The following is a 19,274-nucleotide window of genomic DNA, read 5'->3' as shown; positions in this document are numbered from 1 at the left end:
GGCTCCACGCGTGGATGGTGGCGCCAGTGTCACCGCCCTCCCCGTCAGGGCATGTCAACGGGGTTTCACGCTACTGCCCGACCAATGCCAACGTCTCGCGCTCGCGCTGTTCTTCGTGCACCAGCCGCTGCAGCAGCAGGGCCAGGGTCACCACGTCCTGGTGGTTGTGGTCGGCCACCCGGCGCAGGTTGACTGCATCGCCACCACGCAGGAAACGCAGCCATGCGCCCGGGGCTTCCGAGCCGGGCAGGTCGTCTTCGCGCACCACGCGCAGCAGCTGGCGTTCGATGGTGGACAGCTTGCAGTTCTCCCACGTCCCACGATAGCGGCGGCGAGTGGGATAGAGCAGATCGACATGGTCCAGCGCGCTGATCGGGCAACGCTGGCGTGCCAGCCGGTAGCGCGCCTTCAGCAGCGGCGCATCGTAGCTGCGGCCGTTGTAGCTGCAGAACACGGTGGACGGCTGCAGCCAGCGGGCGAAGGTGGCCAGCATCGCGTCCTCGGCGGCCATCGTCGCCATCAGCAGCTGGCGGATGCGCAGGCCTTCGCCGCGTTGCGGGCACACATGCCAGTCGGCGGCCCCGATCATGAAGGCGCGGGTGCCGGTGCCGCCGGCCAGGCCGGTGGTTTCGGTATCGAAGAACAGCAGGTCGAGCGGGGATACGTGTTCGCCTTCGCGGCGGGCGAAATCCAGCGACAGCGGCTGCGACGGAATCGGCTGTGGCTGCAGCGACTCGATCAGGAACAGGCCCGGTGCGATTTCCTCGCCGGGCAGCTGGCGATCCTGCGCGCTGGCGCGTGCCGGCGCGACTCCACCCCGCGAACGCAGGCCGAGCAGGCGATGCAGGCTGCCCACCTCGGGCCGACGCAGCGGTGCGGGGGGCGCAACCGGCGCCGCCGCGCCGGTCGGCTTGTGGCGGATTTCCTGTTCGACCCAGGCGAACACCGAGCGCTCGGCAGGCGGTTGCCGTGCATCGTTGGCGGCCACCGGGGCCGGTGCCGCAGGCGGTGGCCCGGGCACGGCCGGCGTGCTCGCCTTCGGGTCGCCGGCCTGCTTCCGCAGCAGGCGCAGCTTGTCCAGGCTCAGGCTCACGGTGCCAGCAGCTCCATCGGGTCGCGGATGGTCACCACCACGTCGGGCACGTGCTGGCAGGCTTCAGCATCGAACAGATCCAGCACGCGCAACGCCAGCGCACGCGGCGAGGTCTCATCCTCTTCCTGCGCGGCCAGCACCGGGCCGACACAGGCCGGGCAACCGGCCTTGCAGTCGCAGCGCTGCACCAGTTCGCGCGCGCGCTGCACCAGTTCGGCCTGGCGCTGCCACAGCGGCTCGCTGAGGCCAACGCCACCGGGGAAGTTGTCGTACAGGTAAACAGTGGGCACGAACTCCTGCAGCAGCTCGACAACGCCAGGGTCGCCCTCGCTGCCGCGCAGCTGGCCACGGCCGCTCTGGTCGGCGATCGCGAACCAGGAACCATCGCCGTTGCCCACGGACTTCTGCAGGTCACGCGCATCGGCCATCACCGCCACGGTGGCGACGATGTGCAGCGCATACGCCGCGCCGAGGAAACCATCGAGCGCATCCTGCTTGCTGGCGAACGCGCGCAGCAACAGCGCCTGCGGCAGCTGCCACCACACCGCGGTGGTATGCAGTTCCTGGTCGGGCAGGTTCACCGGGCCGTAGCCGATGTTCTCGTGGGTGTAGTAGCGGATCTTCTTGTAGCCGGCGACGCGGCGCACCACGTGCACCTCGCCATGGTGCGAATCGCCACGGCCGGCCACGCTGCCGTCGAAGCGGTCCAGCACCTTGAGCTTGGTGAAGTCGATGCTGTCGGTGTAGTAATCCACATGCGTGCGGGTGACGTAGGCCTTGCGGCCTTCCCAGTCCAGCGTCTCTACCTGGTAGGGCGTGGACTGCACCATGTGGATGGCACCCTCGTACAGGGTGAGTGCGGCAGCGGAATAGTCGACCTCGGCGATGATCTGCTGGCGGCCATCGCTGCGATCGACCACCACGAAGTTGCCATCGGCCACCGCACGCAGGCTGACTGCGTTCGCCGGATAGCTGTCGGCGATCCATTCCCAGCGTTCGCCTTCGCGGTGGATCACCTCGGTTTCAGCCAGCGCTTCCAGGAACACTTCCGGATCGATCGGGCCGAAGCCATCGCCGACCCGGAACGGCAGCTCGAAGGCTGCGCAGCGGATGTGGTCGAACAGGATCAGCGGCTGGTCCGGCGCGATGCGCGCGTGCTCGGGCGAGGCCTCGGCGAAGAAGTCCGGATGCCGCACCACGTACTGGTCCAGCGGCTGCGAGCTGGCCACCATCACTCCCAGTGCCGGCTGCTGGCGGCGGCCGGCGCGACCGAAGCGCTGCCAGGTGGCGGCCACGCTGCCGGGGTAGCCGTTGAGGATCACCACGTCCAGGCTGCCGATATCCACGCCCAGCTCCAGCGCCGAGGTGCTGACGATGCCGTCGATGTTGCCGGCGCGCATCGCACGCTCGGTCTCGCGGCGTTCGGTGGGCAGGTAGCCGCCACGGTAGGCGCGGATGCGCGGCGGCTTGCGCGGGTCGTGGTCGAAGATGTCCTTCAGGTACTTGGTCAGCACCTCGACCATCAGCCGCGTCTGCGCGAACACCAGGGTCTTCAGCCCGGACTTGATCGCAATGCGTGCGATGCGGTTGCTCTGCGAGCGTGCCGAGGCGCGCAGGCCCAGGTCCGGATTGATCACCGGCGGGTTCCACAGCAGTACCTGCTTGGGCCCGCTGGGCGCGCCGGACTCGGTAATGGCGGTGACCGGCGCCTCGATGAGGGCCTCGGCATGCGCCTGCGGATTGCCGATGGTGGCCGAGCACAGGATGAACTGCGGTTGCACGCCGTAGAACGCGCAGATGCGCTTGAGCCGGCGCAGCACGTTTGTGACGTGGCTGCCGAACACGCCGCGGTAGGTATGCACTTCGTCGATGACGATGTAACGCAGGTTCTCGAAGAACTGCGCCCACTTGGTGTGGTGCGGCAGGATCGCCTGGTGCAGCATGTCCGGGTTGGAGACCACGATGTCGCCGTGCAGGCGGATAGCCTGGCGCGCGTCGCCGGGGGTGTCGCCGTCGAAGGTGAAGGCTTTCACCCCCAGATCGCCGGCGCGGTTGAGCTCCAGCAGCTCGGCCACCTGGTCCTGGGCCAGCGCCTTGGTCGGGAACAGGTACAGCGCCTTGGCCTTGTCCTGCATCGCCGCGCTGACCACCGGCAGGGTGTAGCACAGCGACTTGCCGCTGGCGGTGGGGGTGACGATGGCCACGTGCTCGCCGCGCTGGCTGGCCTCCCAGGCCTCGGCCTGGTGGCTGTAAAGCTGCTCGATGCCGCGTGCCCTCAGCGCTGCAGCCAGGGCAGGTGGTACCGCATCGGGAATGGGCGCATAGCGGCCTTCGCGGCCGGGAATGGCGAAGCTGCCGGTGATGCGGTCCTGGTAGCGGCGCTGCAGGCGCGCACTGAGCAGGGCACCGTCGCGGGCGGGCAGGCCGTCGCGGGTAGCGAGCTTCTGCTCGGCATCGGCGGTGCGCTTGGCGAGTTCGTAGGCCATGGAAAGTGGAGCCGGGACGTTTTTCGAGGGGTCACATGGCACCACATTCACGTCTCAGGATGTGAGACATCGCGCGCGAAGGGCGTGAACCGTTCAGTGCCGGACGCGCCGTGAGCGTGATCGGGGGGCGATCTGCACGCCGTTGAGGCGGACAATGACCGCCCAACGGTCGGCAAGCACCACCTCCGCTTCGTTCCAGGCGGCCATGTGGTCGCGTGCAGCGGACGGAAACAGCACGGGAATGCCACCGAGCATGCCATCGTTGAACGGGTGCCTGGGGCGGTAAGCGCCCCCTATGAACGCGCCGCGCAGCAATCGAACCTGATCGTCGTGGACGATGCCCGTCATTGCGCGCAGGGGCGCCAGAGCGGCGTCCTCGTCAGCGTTCAATGTGCGTAGCACGCTGGCCCTGCGCAGCGCACGCAGCCTGCTGCACACGCGTGCCGTCCATTCGGCAACGGCCGCAACCACCATCGCCAGCAGGATTGCCACGCCAACCAGCACTGCCGCGCGCGACATCATCAGGCGACCGGCTGCTGGAGTGAGACGGTGAAGGGAGCTGACATGGGGGTTGCCGTAGCGGGAACAGCACAGGATGCAGGCCCTGCCCCGCGGGGGGAATGAAGTTTGTTGCAAACTTTGGCGGTCCTGGCCGTGCATCGGCCAGGCGTGACCCACCCTGAATGCCCCGGCGGATGCCAACGAAATCTGAAGCCCGCATCCGTATCCTTGTTCACAGGACGCAACCAACAGGGTGGATGGCGGTGGCAGGACGTGGATCGCAGGGCGCACTGCTGGCTGGCCTGTTGCTGGTTGGGTTTGCGCGCGCGCACGCGCAGCAGGCCGTGCCGGTGCCCGATCCCGCGCCCGCTGCCCCCGCAGATGCTGCGGCGGCAACCACCGCGCCGGTGTCCACCACCCCGCCGCAGGACAACGTCACCACCCTCGGCGAAGTGCGGGCGCTCAAGCCCGAAGACGACCAGCCGCTGGACCTGTACCGCTTCAAGAACCCGGTGAAGTTCGGTGACAACCGCTTCAGCCGCGACTGGAGCGAGCCGCCGTCGCCCGAACAGGTCAGCATGAGCGGCGGCTACATCATGATGGGCGTGGTGAAGGGCGTGATGGCGGCGGCCAAGGGGGTCAACAAGCTGACCGGCGGGCCTTCGCAGATCCAGGCAGCGGTCGCGCGGCCACCGCCGGAGCTCAGCGCCGAGCAGCAGCAGCGCGCGCTGCGGTTCTCGCAGCAGCAGGATGCCGGCGACGCGCCTCCGGTGAAGTAACGACGGTATATCCTTCGGCCTTCTCCATGGGGGCGTTGCCATGTTGCTGCGTTCGTTCGTCCTGCTGGCGGCCGTGCTGCCGATCCCTGCCTTCGCTGCCGGCATCGCCGGCGACGGCGCGTGCCGCAACGGTGCATTCCCCTCCGAACAGAGCCAGTTCGCACTGGCGCGGGTGGTGGGCACGCAACGCCTGTACCTGCTCGGTGACATGGACGGCTGCCCGGCCAAGGGCGAGCCTGCCTGCCGGCAGCGCAGCTACGTAGTGAACGGCGATGTCGTGGTGACCGGGCGCGACCTCGGCCGCTACCGCTGCGCGTACTTCCCGAACAGAGTGGGCGGCAGTGCGGGCTGGGTGGAGCGCAGCACGCTGCAGCCGCTGCCGGTGGCGACCCCCTCGCTGCAGGACTGGGTTGGTCACTGGAAGGATGGCGACAATGGCCTGCGCATTTCGGTGCAGGGTGGGCAGCTGCAGGTGGAAGGCGATGCCTACTGGCCCTCGGCCAACCCCACGCCGGAACAGCGCCCGTATGGGCCGAACCTGGGCCAGGTGGAAGCGCGCGCGATCCCTCGCGGTGCGGATGTGGAATTTGCCGAGGACACCTGCAGGGTGCACGTGCATTCACTGGGGGACGTACTGATCGTGTCCGACAACAGCGAGTGCGGTGGCATGAACGTGCGTTTCAATGGCGTGTACCGGCGCGCCGGCAAGCGTTGAAAGAGGGATGAAGGGTGGGACCAGTAGATCCACGCCATGCGTGGATGCTGTCTGCGATCCCATCGCTGGATTCAGCGCCGCCGTTCCAGCCACCACAGCAGCGAGGCGCACAGCACGAACGCCAGCCACCACGGCCAGCGCGATCCTGGCACGGGTTGCATCACTGATGCGTTCGCCGGCGTGCTGGAGACCAACGCCTGAGTAGTCGCATCGATCATTGCCTGCCGATGCAGCGCGGTCGCGGCCTTTGGGTCGAACACATAGCGCCAGACGATGCTGTCGCCATGCTGCAGGCGCTGCCAGCCTGCGTCACGTGGCCACCAGCCGGCGCAGCGCAGGGTCGAGGTCGCGCCATCGACGACCAGCGGTACTCCGTCGCCACCTTCGTTGAAGACCTGCAGCGGCGCCTGCACGCCGCACAGCGTCTGCCGTTCGCCTGCCCAGCTGATCGGCTGCGGTGACCAGAGCGCATCAGCGCTGCCCTGTGCACGCGCCAGCGTGGCCACCACGCTGCTCCACAGTTCGCCGTGGCGGTCGTCGCGCCCGGCCAGCACCCAGCGCCAGCTGTCGGTCATCGGCAGCAGGCCGATGCGGCCCTTGCCAGCCGCGCGCCAGCCGCCGATGGCGGTGCCAGCACGATCCTGCAGAAGCGCGCTGCTGCCCGGCACCTGCAGCGCCAGGACTTCCAGCGCGGGTAGGGAGGCACTGTGCGAACGGCGGTCGGCCTCCTCACCGTAGCCGGTCGGCAACGTGCCGGCGGCGAGTGGGCCGCGTCGTGCGGCGAGGATCGTGCTTTCGCCATCGCCGGGAAGTTCAAGGAGGCGGCTGCTGCCATCGCCCTGCACCGGCAGGCCCAGATCGTGCAGTCGCTGGCGCGCGCTGGCCGAAGGCGCGCCTGCACTGCGCACCAGCACGCCGAGTCCCTCGCGCAGCGCCTGGCGCACGGTGGCCAGCTGGCCTGCACTCAACGCTGCCAGGCTGCGTTCGTCCAGCAGCAGCAGGTCGCTGCGTGCCAGTGTTGCAGCATCGAGCGAAACCGCGCCATCACCCACGCTAAGCCCGGCGCCGGTATCGGCCTGCACCTGCACGCGGATGCCGGCATCGGCGGCCCAGCGGCGCAGGTACTTCAACTCCGCGCCCGGCGCACTGGCACGCACCAGCAGCCGTATGGGGGCGGCCGGCAGGGTCTGCTGCGGCACCGGCGCGCTGTCCACCACATGGCCTTCGGCATCGAGCAGGCGCAGCTGGAACACGCTGCGGCCTTCGGCGCGGGCGATGCCGCTGAGCTTCACGCGCCCGTCCTCGGCAACGTCCGTGCGATCAACCACGCTGTCGGCGGGGTCGAGCAGCTCTGCTTTCGCTTTGGCCACGCCACGCGCCTGTGCCTGGACGTCAAAACGAGCACCGGGAGCGACATCGGCCGGTGGTTGCAGCGCGATCCAGCCACGCGGCTCCGGTGCCGCCTGCCAACGTACATCCGGCGGCAACAACGCATCGCGATCACGTGCGGCCAGACCCGCACCGACCAGTGTCAGTGTGGACGCCGGATGCTGGCGCAGCGCGGTGGCCAGGTCGGGAACGCGCTGTGCGCCGGCCACGTCGGCAGCTTCGGGCAAAAGCAACAGCGGGCCTGCGCTGGCCGGGAGCGCGCCGGCCTTGCCGGCATCGGTTCCGAGCACGACCAGCCCGCCTGCGGGTTGCTGGCGGGTGGGCGGCACCAGGCAGAAATACAGCAGCGCGGCGACGAAGATCTGCAGTGCGATCACGATCCACCGGCGGCCAGGGTGCGCGGTGTTTCCACGCAGCTGGCGCACGCTGGCGATGACCACGATCAGGGCGAGTGCCAGTGCAATCCACAGGTTCACAGCGGAGGCGTTCATGGCTGCGCCTCCAGCGCATCAAGGTAACGCTGCCCCATCGCATCGGCGGCACTGCGCCGCATCGCCTGCGGCAGCGGACGCTGCAGCGCCCGCCACAACTGTGCACGAAGGCGCTGGCGACAGTCGTGGCAACCGGGCTCGATGCGCAGCTGCTCGATGGCCGCAGCCAGATCGAGTGCATCGGGCAGGTAGGCCGCGTTGCGCTGCTGCCAGGTCGCGAGCGCATCCAGATCCGGCGCGCCGGTGTCGTCGCCGAGACGCTGCCAGGCTTCGACGATGGCCGGATCGGGCGGGGTGCGGGCGGCCAGCGGCAGTTCACGACTGGCCAGCCCGGCACGGTCACCGCCGAGGCGGCGGCCTTCATCGATCGGTGGCAGCTCCGGTCCGACCCGGGCCAGGTAGATGCGCTCGGCCTGCTGCACCTGCTTGATGAAGCCCAATGCCTTGTAGGCGAAGGGTAATGCCTGCTCCGGTCGGCCCTGGCGCAGTTCGCCTTCGGCCGACCACATCTGGTCAAGCGCCGCCTTCAGCGTGGCGCGGGTCTGCGGGTCGAGCAGGGTGGCCGCTTCGGCATGGTCGTGGGTATGCCCATACTCGGAGAGCACATCGGTGGCGCTGCCGAACACCGGTGGCGTATCGGCGTTGGCAGACTTGCCGCCGTGATCGTGGCCATGCTCATCGTGCGCTCCGGCCTCGGCACCATGGTCGTGATCGTGGTCGTCTGCGGCGGGCGTATCGCTGGTGGGCAGGTCGCTGGTCGGCGGCGGCTTCGGCGCACCCTCGCTTTCCTCGCCCAGGAACTGGCCGTAACGCAGGCGCAGGATGCGCTGGTCGACACCGATCGCATCGCTGCGCTTCACGAAGTCTTCGGCAGCCAGGCCGCGGCGCTGCCGGATCAAGGCTTCGGCATCGATGATGATCTGCCGCTGGCTGCGGAAGTAGGCCGGCAGGGTTTTCTTGATGCGGCCTTCCAGTTCGGCACCGAGTGCCACCTCGGCGCTGGGCAGGCGCAGGATCACGCTGCTGCTGCGCCCGGTCTGCGCCGTCGGCGCATGGTTGTCGCGCACTTCCAGCTGCGCGATCACATCGTTGCCGGGTTGCGCGCCCAGCGCGGCGAGGTTGAGCGTATGCGCGAAGCGGCGTGCAGTCGGTTCGCCGCTGCCGGTGAGGCCGACGCTGCGCCTCACGAAGGTGATGTTCTCGCCGCTGCCCTGGGTGGTGGTGATCGACAGCGTTGCCTGCGCGGCCACGCCATAGTCGTCGCTGGCCTCGAAGCGCAGCGCCCACTGGCGCTGCCCGGGCGTGCCCAGCACAAGGCTGGCGGCCGGTTCCAGCACGTGCACGCTGGGTGCACGGTCGGCGACCACGTCCAGCCGATACAGACGGGCTTCGGCCAGCGCCGGTTCGCTCACCACGCGGTACAGCGCCGGCGCGCGCGCCACATCGTGGGCCTGCCATTGTCCGTCCTGCGCGCTCAGCGGCAGGCGTCGGCCATCGTGGAACTGCAGCCAGGCCTTGTCCGGCGCACGGTCGAAGCGCAACGACCACGACAGCCGGCTGTCGGCGGCCACCTTGGCATCCAGCGCATTCCGGGTGAGCGTGGCCTGGCCGGTATAGGCCGGCGCGTCGATGCGCAGGCGGGTGGACTGCAGGCGCAGTGGGCCTGCGGCGGCAGCGCTGCCTTGCGCTGCAGGCGCAACGGCCGCGGGGCGGGCGTTCGTGCGCGGCCAACCCAGTGCCAGCAGCGCGATGGCCAGGCCCGCGATCCAGCACAGTGCCAATGCTCTGCGCGGCCAGCGCGGTCGCAGCTCCGGCATGCTGCGCTCCAGCGTGGCCAGCACGTGCGAGCGTTGGCGCTGCTGCAGCGGATTGAGCCTGGTGGCCTCGGCGAACAGCAGGTCAGCGCTGTCCTCGCTGGCACCGCTGCCATCGAGCTGGCGCTGCAGCCATTGCCGGTCCAGCTGGCGGGCACGTGCGGTGGCGAAGGCCGCGCAGGCGAGAAGGCCGACCGTGCCGACCACGCAGGCGACATCGAAGCCGGCCAGGCGCAGCGCCAGTACCGTTGCGGCCAGCGCCCACGGCAGGCCCAGCAGCAGGGTGATGAGCGCACGGCGGCGGCGCGCGCGTTGCCAGGCGTGCTGCAGGGTGTTCATGCGGCCACCCTGCGTTGGGCACTGCTGGCCATCCAGCGTTCCAGCGCGAACAGCAGCACGATGGCCAGCAACAGCCAAGGCGTCGGCTCACGCGGCGGTGGTGTTACAGCAGGCAACGCGGCCCGGTGCGGCGCCTGGTCACGTGCATCGCCCAGCCGCGGAGCCGTGGGCGGCTGTAGCGCCAGCAGCAGGGCACGTGGCAACTGCGGATCGCGCAGCGCAGCGTTGCTGGCGGCATTCCAGTCGCCGGGCAACGACAGCAGTTGGCCTTGGCCGATGCGTTGCTGCCATAGCAGCGGTACGCCCTCGGCGTCGCGCAACAGGATGCGGGCGCTGGCAGCAGGCTTGCCGGCACTCATGACAAGACCGCCGTCGCGCAGCCACGCCTGCCAGTTCGCCGGCAGTGCATCGTTGCGGCTCCACACGCCAATCTCGCCGCGTTCGGGCACAACATCCTCCGCCAAGGGCGAGGGCAGTGCCTGCACGCCCCACGCGCGCTGCAGTGCGTTCAACCAGTGCTGGGTAGTGGCGGATGCCTCGCCGTGCACGCGTAGTCGAGGCAGTGCCACTGCCGTCTGCGGCGGTGTGACCGGCATCGGCTGCGTGTGCCATTGCACGTCGCGCGACAGCTGCAGGCGGGCGCCATCCAGGCCAGGCAAGGGATCGGGAACGTGCACGGTCAACGCGGTGCCCGCGGGCAGCTGTGCGTCCAGTTCACGCAACAGGCTGGGCAGCGATGCGCTGGATACCGGTGGCGCATGATCGATGGCGGGGAAGCCGGGTGCCAGCCAGTGCCAGTTGCCCTCTTCGGCGGTGTCGCGCAGTGCGGTCGCGTCCAACCCCGGTGCCACGACCGTCCACGCCGCGGGGAGCGGGGCAGGGCCGGTCAACGCTGGCCGCGCCAGCAACAGGGCCAGCGCGGCCAGCAACAGCAGGCGCACCAGCAGCAGCGGCCAATCATCAAAGCGGATGCGCTGGCGCGGCCGGATCTGTGTGCGCAACCAGCGCAGCGCAGCGAAATCCAGCGGCGTATACGGATGGCGCCGGGCGAGGTGGATCAGCAGCGGCAGCAGCCAGGTGGCCAGCGCCGCCAGGCCCAGCGGGAACAACAGGTTCATGCGCCGCTCCCACGGCCGAACAGCGCCTGCAGCGGTTGGTCCAGCGGCTGGTCGAGCCAGCCGCTGGCATGGGCGATGCCCCCGGCCTGCAGCCGCGCCTGCAAGGCGGTGCGTGCAGCGGCAAAGCGCTGCAGGTAGTCGGCGCGGATCGCCGCGCCGTCGCCCAGCAGTTCGTCGCCGGTTTCGGGATCGCGGAAACGATGGCCGGCATCAAACGGGAAATCCCGCTCGTCGGCCGTCAGGATCTGCAGCAGCCCCACCTCGCGGCGCGCGCTGGCCAGCTGTTCCAGCAGGACGATGCCCGCCTCATCGAAACCATCGCCGATCGCCAGCAGCAGGTCGCCCGGGCGCACGCGCTCCCACAGCGGGCGCAGTCGATCGGCGGCGGGCCAGCTGCCGCGCGCCTGCAGCGCATGCAGCTGCAGATGTACCCGGTCGCGCTGTCGCGCACCGCTGGCGGCAGGCACCAGTTGAAGCCCATCGCCATTGATCACCAGCAGGCCAAAGCGGTCACCCTGCTGCAGGGCCAGTTCGACCAGGCAGGCGGCCACGCCGCGCATATGGTCCAGGCGCGTGCGCTGCGGTGCTGCGCGATCGGCCTGGCTGGCCGAGGCGGTGGCATCGAGCAGCAGCCAGGCCGTGATCGGGCTTTCGCGTTCCGATTCGCGCACGAAGAAGCGATCCGAACGCGCGTACAGCTTCCAATCGATCTGGCGCAGCTCGTCACCCGGCTCGTAGGCACGGTACTGCGCGAACTCAAGGCCGGCGCCGCGGCTGCGGCTGGCATGCTGGCCGATGCCGCTGGCACCACTGGCCAGGCGTGGCCGCAGGCGCAGCATGCGCAGGCGCGCACGCAGTTCCGGTGGCAACGTCAGCGGCATGCCTGCACTCACGCCTGGATCAACCCGGGAACGGCACGGCCTGCAGCAGGGCGGCGACCACGTCGTCGGCACGCTTCTGCTCGGCCTCGGCGGCGAACGACAGCAGCAGGCGGTGGCGCATCACCGGTGCGGCCAGCGCCTGCACATCCTCGCGGGTGGCAGCGAAGCGGCCCTGCAGCAGGGCGCGTGCTTTCGCCGCGAGCACCAGCGACTGCCCGGCACGCGGGCCGGCACCCCATTTCACCCACTGGTTGATCGCGGCCGGCGCGCCATCGCCGGGCCGGCTGGCGCGCACCAGGCGGGTGATCCAGGCCAGCACGTCGGGGCTGACATGCACCTGGCGCACCGCGGCCTGCAACGTGATCACCGCCTCGGCGTCCATCACCTTCGGTACCGCGTCGGTGGCGCCGCCGGTGGTCTGCTCCAGGATCTGCCGTTCCTCGTCCTCGCTGGGGTAATCCACCAGCACGTGCAGCAGGAAGCGGTCCAGCTGCGCTTCCGGCAGCGGGTAGGTACCCGCCTGTTCGATCGGGTTCTGCGTGGCCAGCACGAAGAACGGCGCAGGCAATGCGTAGGTGGTGCCGGCGTAGCTGACCGTGCGTTCCTGCATCGCCTCCAGCAGCGCGGCCTGGGTCTTGGGCGGGGTGCGGTTGAGTTCGTCGGCCAGCAGCAGGTGGGTGAAGATCGGGCCCTGCTGGAAGCGGAAATGGCGATGGCCGGTGCCGTGGTCTTCTTCCAGCAGTTCGGTGCCGAGGATGTCGCTGGGCATCAGATCGGGCGTGAACTGCACGCGCCGGAACTGCAGCTCCAGTGCCTGCCCCAGCGAGCGCACCAGCAGGGTCTTGCCGAGGCCTGGCGCACCTTCCAGCAGGCAATGGCCGCCGGCCAGCAGGCCGATCAGCAGCTGTTCGACCACGCTGTGCTGGCCGACCACGGCACGGGCCAGGGCGCCGCGCAGCGCATCCAGGCGCGGCAGCAGGGAATCGAGGTCGGGGGTGGTCATGGGCGTGCAGGTCCTGTCAGTTGTTCAGCGCGTACATCACGATGTTGACGCCGAAGCGGGTGTTGTCTTCGGCCAGGAAACGCTTGTTGCGCCAGTCGTAGTCCCACTCGCAGCCGTAATCCTTGTTGCTGTAGAGCAGGCCCAGGCGGCCATCGACCTCGATGCCCTTCAGGTAGTCGTGCACCAGGTCATCGCCCCAGCCGTTGAGCTCGAAGCTGGTGGCGGGCGGGCCGTCCGGGAAGCGGAAGAAACTGCGGTACAGCGCGTGGCTGCTGGGCAGCTTCTGCAATGCCTTCGGCCCGAACAGGCGGCCCATCTGCGCCTCGAACGAGGTGGCGAACAGGCCATCGATGTCGTGGTTGCAGTCGTCGACGAACACGAAGCCGCCATTGCGCACGTAGCGCACGAAGTTCTGCCGCTCGGCGGCGTTGAACTCGACCAGCGTGTGCCCGGCCAGGTAGCAGAACGGCGCTTCCAGCATGCGCGGGTCGGCCAGTGCCACCACGTGCTCCTGCGGGTCCACGCGCAGCGAGGTGTAGTCGATCAGCGAGGTGATCAGGTTGGACGGCATGCGCGCGTCCACGTCCCAGTCACCGGAGTCGTACTGCAGGCGGGTGAACCAGAAGTCGTAGCGCGAACTGCGCGGGCCTGCCTGCGCCCAGGCCGGCAGCGCCGCCGCCGAAGCGGCAGCGGCCAACCAGCGCAGGCAGGCCCGGCGATCCATCAGACGGCGTCGGACAGCGAGGTGAAGGTGAAATCGCGCAGCTTCATCGGCGGAATCATCATCACATAGCTGGATTCATCACCGGCCACGCGCACCGGCTTGCCCAGCTCTTCGATGTTGTTGAGCATGATCACCGGCGACTCGTTGAACCGGAAGTTCTTCACCGGGTGCTTGATCTGGCCGTTCTCGATGTAGAAGGTACCGTCGCGGGTCAGGCCGGTCAGCAGCACGGTCTGCGGATCGACCATGCGGATGTACCAGGTGCGGGTGACCAGGATGCCCTTCTGGGTGCCACGCACCAGCTCGGCGGTGCTCTTGTCGCCACCGCTCATCAGCAGGTTGCCCGGGGTGGCCTTGGCGGTCTTGCCCTGCTTCTGGGCCCAGAAGCGCGAGTAGTCCAGGTTGGCGATCTTGCCGTTCTCGATGATCGCCATGCGCTCGCGTGGCATGCCTTCGCCGTCCCACGGCAGCACCGGTGCATCCGGATGCCATGGGTCGGCGATCATGGTCACGCGCGGGTCGTAGACCTGCTCGCCCAGCTTGTTGCCACCGCCCTTCTTCGACAGGAAGCTGCGGCCTTCATCGGCCGAGCGTGCACTGAAGAAGTTCATCATGAAGCTGATCAGGCCCGCGGCCGCCGCCGGTTCCAGGATCACCGTGTACTTGCCCGGCTCCAGCGCCTTGGCTTCGGCCGATTCGGTGGCCTTGCGCATGGCGATGCGGATGTCCTGGTCGGCCTTGAAGTCCGCCGCGTCTTTCAGGTTGCGGCCGACCCAGCCCGAACCGCGGCCGTCTTCGGTGCGCACCGTGCAGGTGTAGTCGAAGCTGGTGGTGCGCTGGTAGGCGAAATTGCCGTTGCTGTTGGCGGTGGCCTGGAAGCCCTGGCCATCCTCGAGGAAGCCGGCGGCAATCAGGCCATGCCCGCGGCACGGCGCGATCGAATCGGCGGCAACCTTGGCACGGAACGCCGGATCAATCGCCGCGGTGGATTCGCTGAAGGTCGGGCTGGCGCGGTAGCTCTGCTTGCCGATGGCCGGCATGAACTCCGGGTTTTCCGGTGCCAGGCGCGCCAGGTCTTCGGCACGGCGCACCACCCGTTCCAGCGCGGCGTCGTCGAACTCGTTGATCGAGGCGGTGCCGACGCGCTTGCCGAAGGCAACGGTGACCGCCAGCTCGGTGTTGTCGACGATGCCACTGGTGGAGACATTGTTCAGCGCGAAACGGATGTTGCCGCTGATCGCGCCGGCCAGCACGGCAGTGCACTCATCGGCCTTGGACAGGGCGATGACCTTGTCGAGGATGGCCTTGGCCTGGGCTTCGGTGAAGATACTCATGGTGTAAGGGCTCCTGACCGGTCAGCCGAGGCTGCGTGCGGTATTGATGACGTTGATGCCGTTGAAGCGCGCGGTCGACGAACCGTGCGAGACCGCCGAGACCTGGCCCGGCTGGCCCTTGCCGTCGAAGAACGAACCGCCCAGGCGGTAGTCGCGCTCGTCGGCCACGGCGGTGCAGGCATTCCAGAATTCCGGCGTGCGGATCTGGTAGGCCACGTCTTCCAGCATGCGGGTGATCTGGCCGTTCTTGATCTCGTAGAACAGCTGGCCGCCGAACTGCGCGTTGTAGCGCTGCTGGTCAATCGAGAACGAACCGTCACCGATGATGTAGATGCCGTTTTCCACGTCCTTGATCAGGTCCGGCACGCTCAGCGGCTGCTTGCCCGGTGCCATCGACACGTTGGCCATGCGCTGGAACTGCACGCTGGACCACGAGTCGGCATAGCAGCAGCCGTCGGACTCGGTCTTGCCGAGGATGTGGGCCTGGTCGCGGATGGTCTGGTAGTCCACCAGCTTGCCGTTGCTGATCAGGTCCCAGCGCTTGCACTTCACGCCTTCATCGTCGTACGCCACCGCGCCGAGGCTGCCCGGCTGGGTCTTGTCGGCGAAGATGTTGACGTGCTCGCTGCCGTACTGGAAGTGCTGTTCGCGCTTGTCCAGGGTGGCGAAGCTGGTGCCGGCATAGTTGGCTTCGTAGCCGAGCACGCGGTCCAGTTCCAGCGGGTGGCCGATCGACTCGTGGATGGTCAGCCAGGTGTGCGACGGGTCGAGCACCAGGTCGTACTTGCCCGGCTTCACCGACGGTGCCTTCAGCTTCTCCTGCGCCTGTTTGGCGGCGGCGATGGCGTCCTCCTTCATGTCATAGGAGGTGCTGTAGTTGACCACGCCGTTCGGGCTGACCACCTTGCCGGCGGCGGCGCCATCGAGGTACTCGTAGCCCAGGCCCATCGGCGAGGACAGGCCCTCGCGGGTACGGAACTTGCCGCTGGCCTTGTCGATCGCGGTGATCGTCATCGGTGCCCAGATGCGATGCACGTCCTGGTCGATGTAGGAGCCATCGGTGGAGGCGAAGTACTTCTGCTCGTTGACCAGGAACAGCATCGAATTGACGAAGCTGGCACCGGCGCCCATCGCGGCGGCGTTGACATCCAGCAGCAGGTCGACCTTGTCCTTGATCGGCACCTCCATGGCGTTCTTGCGGATCGGCGTGCGCCAGCTCACCTCGCCCACGCCCGGCGCCTTGGCCAGCTGCACCGGTGCGGTCTGCACGCCGGCATTGGCCTTGGCGATCGCTGCCGCCTGCTGCGCGGCCCTGGCCACGTCGGCGGTGCCCAGCGCATTGGTGGCGGCGAAGCCCCAGGCACCGTTGACGATCACGCGGATGCCCACGCCGGTGGACTCGGTGTTCACCACGTTCTGCACCTTGTCCTCGCGGGTGATCACGAACTGGCGCAGGTAGCGGCCGATGCGCACGTCGCAGTAGGTGGCACCGGCACTGCGCGCGGCCTGCAGGGCGGCGTCGGCCAGGCGTTTCTTCAACGCCGGGTCGAGGCTGGACTGCAGCTGCTCGGCGGCGATCACCTTGCCGAAGAAGGAGGGCACGATCAGCCCGCCCGCGGTAAGCCCGGTCAGGGCCAGGAAGTCACGTCTTTGCAAGGCTGCTCTCCATGTCGAAGGATGGGTGGCTCAAGCGCCGAGACTGCGCGCGGTGTTGATGATGTTGATGCCGTTGAAGCGGGTGGTGGACGAACCGTGCGAAACCGCCGAGACCTGGCCGGGCTGGCCTTTGCCATCGAAGAACGAACCACCCAGGCGGAAATCGCGTTCATCGCAGATGGCGGTGCAGGCGTTCCAGAACTCCGGCGTGCGGATCTGGTAAGCCGCGTCCTCGACCATGCCGGCGATCTTTCCGTCCTTGATCTGGTAGTACAGCTGGCCGCCGAACTACGCGTTGTAGCGCTGCTGGTCGATCGAATACGAACCGCGGCCGTGGATCCAGATGCCGTTCTCCACGTCCTTGATCATGTCCTCGACGCTGAGCGGCTGCTTGCCCGGCGCCAGCGAGACATTGGCCATGCGCTGGAACTGCACGCTGGCCCAGGAATCGGCATAGCTGCAGCCGTGCGATGCGTCGCGGCCGAGGATATGAGCTTCATCGCGGGTGGCCTGGTAATCGACCAGGATGCCGTCGCGCACCAGGTCCCAGCGCTGGGTCTTCACCCCTTCGTCGTCATAGCCGACCGCGCCGAGGCTGCCCGGCTGGGTCTTGTCGGCGAAGAAGGTGACGATGTCGCTGCCCCAGCGGAACCCTGCATCGCGCTTGTCCAGCGTGGCGAAGCTGGTGCCGGCGTAGTTGGCTTCGTAGCCGAGCACGCGGTCCAGCTCCAGCGGGTGGCCGACGTTCTCGTGGATGGTCAGGAACAGGTTGGACGGGTCCAGCACCAGGTCGTACTTGCCGGGCTTCACCGACGGCGCCTTCAGTTTCTCGCGTGCGTGGCGGGCAGCGGCGATGGCGTCCTCGACCGGGTCGTAGGAATCGCGGTAGGCGGTGATGCCACCGGGCAGCTGGACCTTGCCGCGCGCATCACCCTCGAGGAACTCGTAGCCCATGCCCATCGGCGAGGACAGGCCGGCGCGGGTGCGGAATTTGCCGCTGGCCTTGTCGATGGCGGTGGCGGTGAACGGCAGCCAGATGCGGTGGATGTCCTGGTCGATGAACGAGCCATCGCTGGAGGCGAAGTACTTCTGTTCGTTGACCAGGAACAACGTGGAATTGATGTAGTCGGCACCCGCATTCAGCGCGGCGGCGTTGAGCGCCAGCAGCAGCTCGACCTTGTCCTGGATCGGCACTTGCATGGCATTGCGGCGGATCGGCGTCTGCCAGCGCACCTCACCCACCGACGGCGTCGGTGCCAGCTGCACCGGACGGGTCTGGATGCTGGCGTTGGCGCGGGCAATCGCAGCGGCCTGCTCGACCGCCGCGCGTACCGCCGCCTCGGTCTGTTGATGGGTGGCGGCGAATCCCCAGGCACCGTTGACGATCACCCGCACGCCCACGCCGGACGACTCGCGGTTGGTGACATTGCCGACCTGGTGCTCGCGGGTGATGACCGACTGGTTGAGGTAGCGGCCGATGCGGACGTCGCAGTAGCTGGCCTTGGCGTTGCGCGCGGTGGCCAGGGCGACCTCGGCCAGGCGCCGGCGCTGGGCGGTATCGACCGGGGCCAGCAGCTGCTCGGCCGCGATGGCACGGGAATGCGGCAGCAGCAGGCCGGCCAGGCCCAGACCGGAAACAGCCAGGAACTCACGTCGTTGCACAGCGTTTCTCTCTCTCGCTTGCGTGCGGCCGGCAACAGGCCGAGCCGATCACGTCAACCCCTCGACTTTCGCCAGCGCAGCACGTCCGGGCAAGTGACTGCAGTCATGGTTGGGGAGGGTTTCGGCAGGGCTTGCAGCCCTGCACCCGCCGAATCAACGCCAACGTCAAAAGCTGGCATTCCGAGGGGTGGCGGGGCGGTGTCGGAGTGCGGGGACGCCGCAAGTACGTCCGTGTAGGCTTGGCAGCCGCATCCATGCGGCTGACACCCCGCACTCCGACACCGCCCCGCCTCTGACAGATTCCCTGTGCTGTTGGTAGGTGTCGACCTTGGTCGACACATCTGTCAGATATCGAAATGAATCGAATGAGATCTGACAGATCTCCGGAAATTGTCGAAGGGGGATGGGTCCGGTTGCGGGGGTGTCCGCGGCATGGATGCCGCGGCCAAGCCCCCAAGGACGGGTTTACGGCGTCCCCCGCAACCGGACCCATCCCGCCATCCCACAGGAAGCCCGATTCTGCCTTTGCTGTTGCTCCGGCTCCGGCTCCGGCTCCGGCTCTGGCTCTGGCTCTGAGCAGGTGCAGGGCGCAGCCCTGCTCAGTCATCCCCCCTCGTGCACAATGGAGCCGACCCCGCCTGGACACCGTCCTGATGTCGAGCAAGCCGTATTCAGAAGCCTGCGAGCGCAACCGCGAACCGATCGCCACCGCACTCGACCCGTGGATGGGCGACCGCCACCGGCTGCTGGAGATCGGCAGCGGCACCGGCCAGCACGCCGCGTTCTTTGCCGAGCGCTGGCCGTGGCTGCGCTGGCAGCCCAGTGATCATCCCGACCACCTGCCTGGCATCGAGGCATGGCGCGCCGAAGCGGCCTTGCTGAACCTGTTGCCGCCGCTGGCGCTGCAGGTGGAACTGCCGCCGGCACCCGGCCTGAGCTTGCCGCAGGGCAGCACATTCGACGCCGCGTTCAGCGCCAACACGCTGCACATCATGGGCTGGGAACACGTGCAGGCGCTGTTCTCCGCGCTGCCACCGGTGCTGCGCCACGGCGCGCTGCTGGCGGTGTACGGCCCGTTCAACTACGGCGGCCGCTACACCAGTGACAGCAATGCGCAGTTCGATGCCTGGCTGAAAGCGCGTGATCCGCGCAGCGGCATCCGCGATAGCGAAGCGGTGCACGCGCTTGCTGCCGACAACGGGTTCACCCGACTGGGCGATGTGGCGATGCCGGCCAACAACCGCCTGCTGCTGTGGCGGCTGGGCTGAATCGCGGGTAGTGGCGGGCGG

Annotated in this window: 14 protein-coding genes and 1 pseudogene; 3 read left to right on the top strand and 12 right to left on the bottom strand. The window is 68.4% G+C overall.

The genetic code is table 11. From position 1 onward, the window contains the following. Window positions 1-70: 70 nt before the first annotated feature. From QRO93_RS11345 to QRO93_RS11335, 3 genes are all read right to left on the bottom strand, one after another. A complete protein-coding gene (locus tag QRO93_RS11345; RefSeq protein WP_180878573.1) occupies window positions 71-1,093 on the bottom strand; it encodes a ribonuclease H-like domain-containing protein in 1,023 nt (340 codons plus the stop codon). After that, window positions 1,090-3,579, bottom strand: coding sequence for a DEAD/DEAH box helicase (locus tag QRO93_RS11340; protein WP_180878574.1), 2,490 nt, complete (start codon window positions 3,577-3,579; stop codon window positions 1,090-1,092). The genes QRO93_RS11345 and QRO93_RS11340 overlap by 4 nt, the downstream gene beginning before the upstream one ends. A gap of 93 nt (window positions 3,580-3,672) precedes the next feature. Then, a complete protein-coding gene (locus QRO93_RS11335; RefSeq protein WP_180878575.1) occupies window positions 3,673-4,101 on the bottom strand; it encodes a hypothetical protein in 429 nt (142 codons plus the stop codon). A 236-nt stretch (window positions 4,102-4,337) separates the two neighbouring features. Here QRO93_RS11335 and QRO93_RS11330 point away from each other — a divergent pair, with 236 nt between their 5' ends. Then, complete coding sequence (locus tag QRO93_RS11330) at window positions 4,338-4,859, top strand: hypothetical protein (protein ID WP_180878576.1); 522 nt, start codon at window positions 4,338-4,340, stop codon at window positions 4,857-4,859. Between the two features lie 40 nt (window positions 4,860-4,899). Beyond that, a complete protein-coding gene (locus QRO93_RS11325; protein ID WP_053448428.1) occupies window positions 4,900-5,574 on the top strand; it encodes a hypothetical protein in 675 nt (224 codons plus the stop codon). A 71-nt stretch (window positions 5,575-5,645) separates the two neighbouring features. On the opposite strand, the gene QRO93_RS11320 is transcribed toward QRO93_RS11325, so the two are convergent. The 9 genes and pseudogenes from QRO93_RS11320 to QRO93_RS11280 all read right to left on the bottom strand — a co-directional run bounded on the left by QRO93_RS11320 (window position 5,646) and on the right by QRO93_RS11280 (window position 17,985). After that, window positions 5,646-7,454, bottom strand: a complete 1,809-nt coding sequence (locus QRO93_RS11320) for a hypothetical protein (RefSeq protein ID WP_180878577.1) — start codon at window positions 7,452-7,454, stop codon at window positions 5,646-5,648. Beyond that, window positions 7,451-9,607: a hypothetical protein gene (locus tag QRO93_RS11315; RefSeq protein WP_180878578.1), complete on the bottom strand. Its 2,157-nt coding sequence runs from the start codon at window positions 9,605-9,607 to the stop codon at window positions 7,451-7,453. Before QRO93_RS11315 ends, QRO93_RS11320 begins: the two co-directional genes overlap by 4 nt. Next, window positions 9,604-10,725 carry a BatA domain-containing protein gene (locus QRO93_RS11310; protein ID WP_180878579.1) on the bottom strand — a complete coding sequence of 374 codons (1,122 nt, stop codon included), beginning with the start codon at window positions 10,723-10,725 and terminating at the stop codon, window positions 9,604-9,606. Before QRO93_RS11310 ends, QRO93_RS11315 begins: the two co-directional genes overlap by 4 nt. Further along, window positions 10,722-11,618 carry a DUF58 domain-containing protein gene (locus QRO93_RS11305; protein ID WP_180878580.1) on the bottom strand — a complete coding sequence of 299 codons (897 nt, stop codon included), beginning with the start codon at window positions 11,616-11,618 and terminating at the stop codon, window positions 10,722-10,724. The genes QRO93_RS11310 and QRO93_RS11305 overlap by 4 nt, the downstream gene beginning before the upstream one ends. Before the next feature lie 7 nt (window positions 11,619-11,625). Beyond that, window positions 11,626-12,609: a MoxR family ATPase gene (locus QRO93_RS11300; protein WP_180878581.1), complete on the bottom strand. Its 984-nt coding sequence runs from the start codon at window positions 12,607-12,609 to the stop codon at window positions 11,626-11,628. 16 nt (window positions 12,610-12,625) lie between these two features. Continuing rightward, window positions 12,626-13,333: a DUF4159 domain-containing protein gene (locus tag QRO93_RS11295; RefSeq protein WP_180878582.1), complete on the bottom strand. Its 708-nt coding sequence runs from the start codon at window positions 13,331-13,333 to the stop codon at window positions 12,626-12,628. Next, on the bottom strand, window positions 13,333-14,667 hold the full coding sequence (locus tag QRO93_RS11290; RefSeq protein WP_053448434.1) for a TldD/PmbA family protein: 1,335 nt from the start codon (window positions 14,665-14,667) through the stop codon (window positions 13,333-13,335). Before QRO93_RS11290 ends, QRO93_RS11295 begins: the two co-directional genes overlap by 1 nt. A 21-nt stretch (window positions 14,668-14,688) precedes the next feature. Then, a complete protein-coding gene (locus QRO93_RS11285) occupies window positions 14,689-16,323 on the bottom strand; it encodes a TldD/PmbA family protein (RefSeq protein WP_053448435.1) in 1,635 nt (544 codons plus the stop codon). A gap of 30 nt (window positions 16,324-16,353) precedes the next feature. Continuing rightward, a pseudogene (locus tag QRO93_RS11280) lies at window positions 16,354-17,985 on the bottom strand (TldD/PmbA family protein). A gap of 653 nt (window positions 17,986-18,638) precedes the next feature. Between QRO93_RS11280 and QRO93_RS11275 the strand changes: the two are divergent. Then, entirely contained in the window at window positions 18,639-19,253 is a 615-nt protein-coding gene (locus QRO93_RS11275) for a DUF938 domain-containing protein (RefSeq protein ID WP_180878729.1), read from the top strand. Window positions 19,254-19,274: the final 21 nt, after the last annotated feature.

It is taken from the genome of Stenotrophomonas maltophilia group sp. Smal17, assembly GCF_030237045.1.
GTDB lineage: Bacteria > Pseudomonadota > Gammaproteobacteria > Xanthomonadales > Xanthomonadaceae > Stenotrophomonas > Stenotrophomonas forensis.
This window is presented reverse-complemented; position numbering and strand designations above follow the sequence as displayed.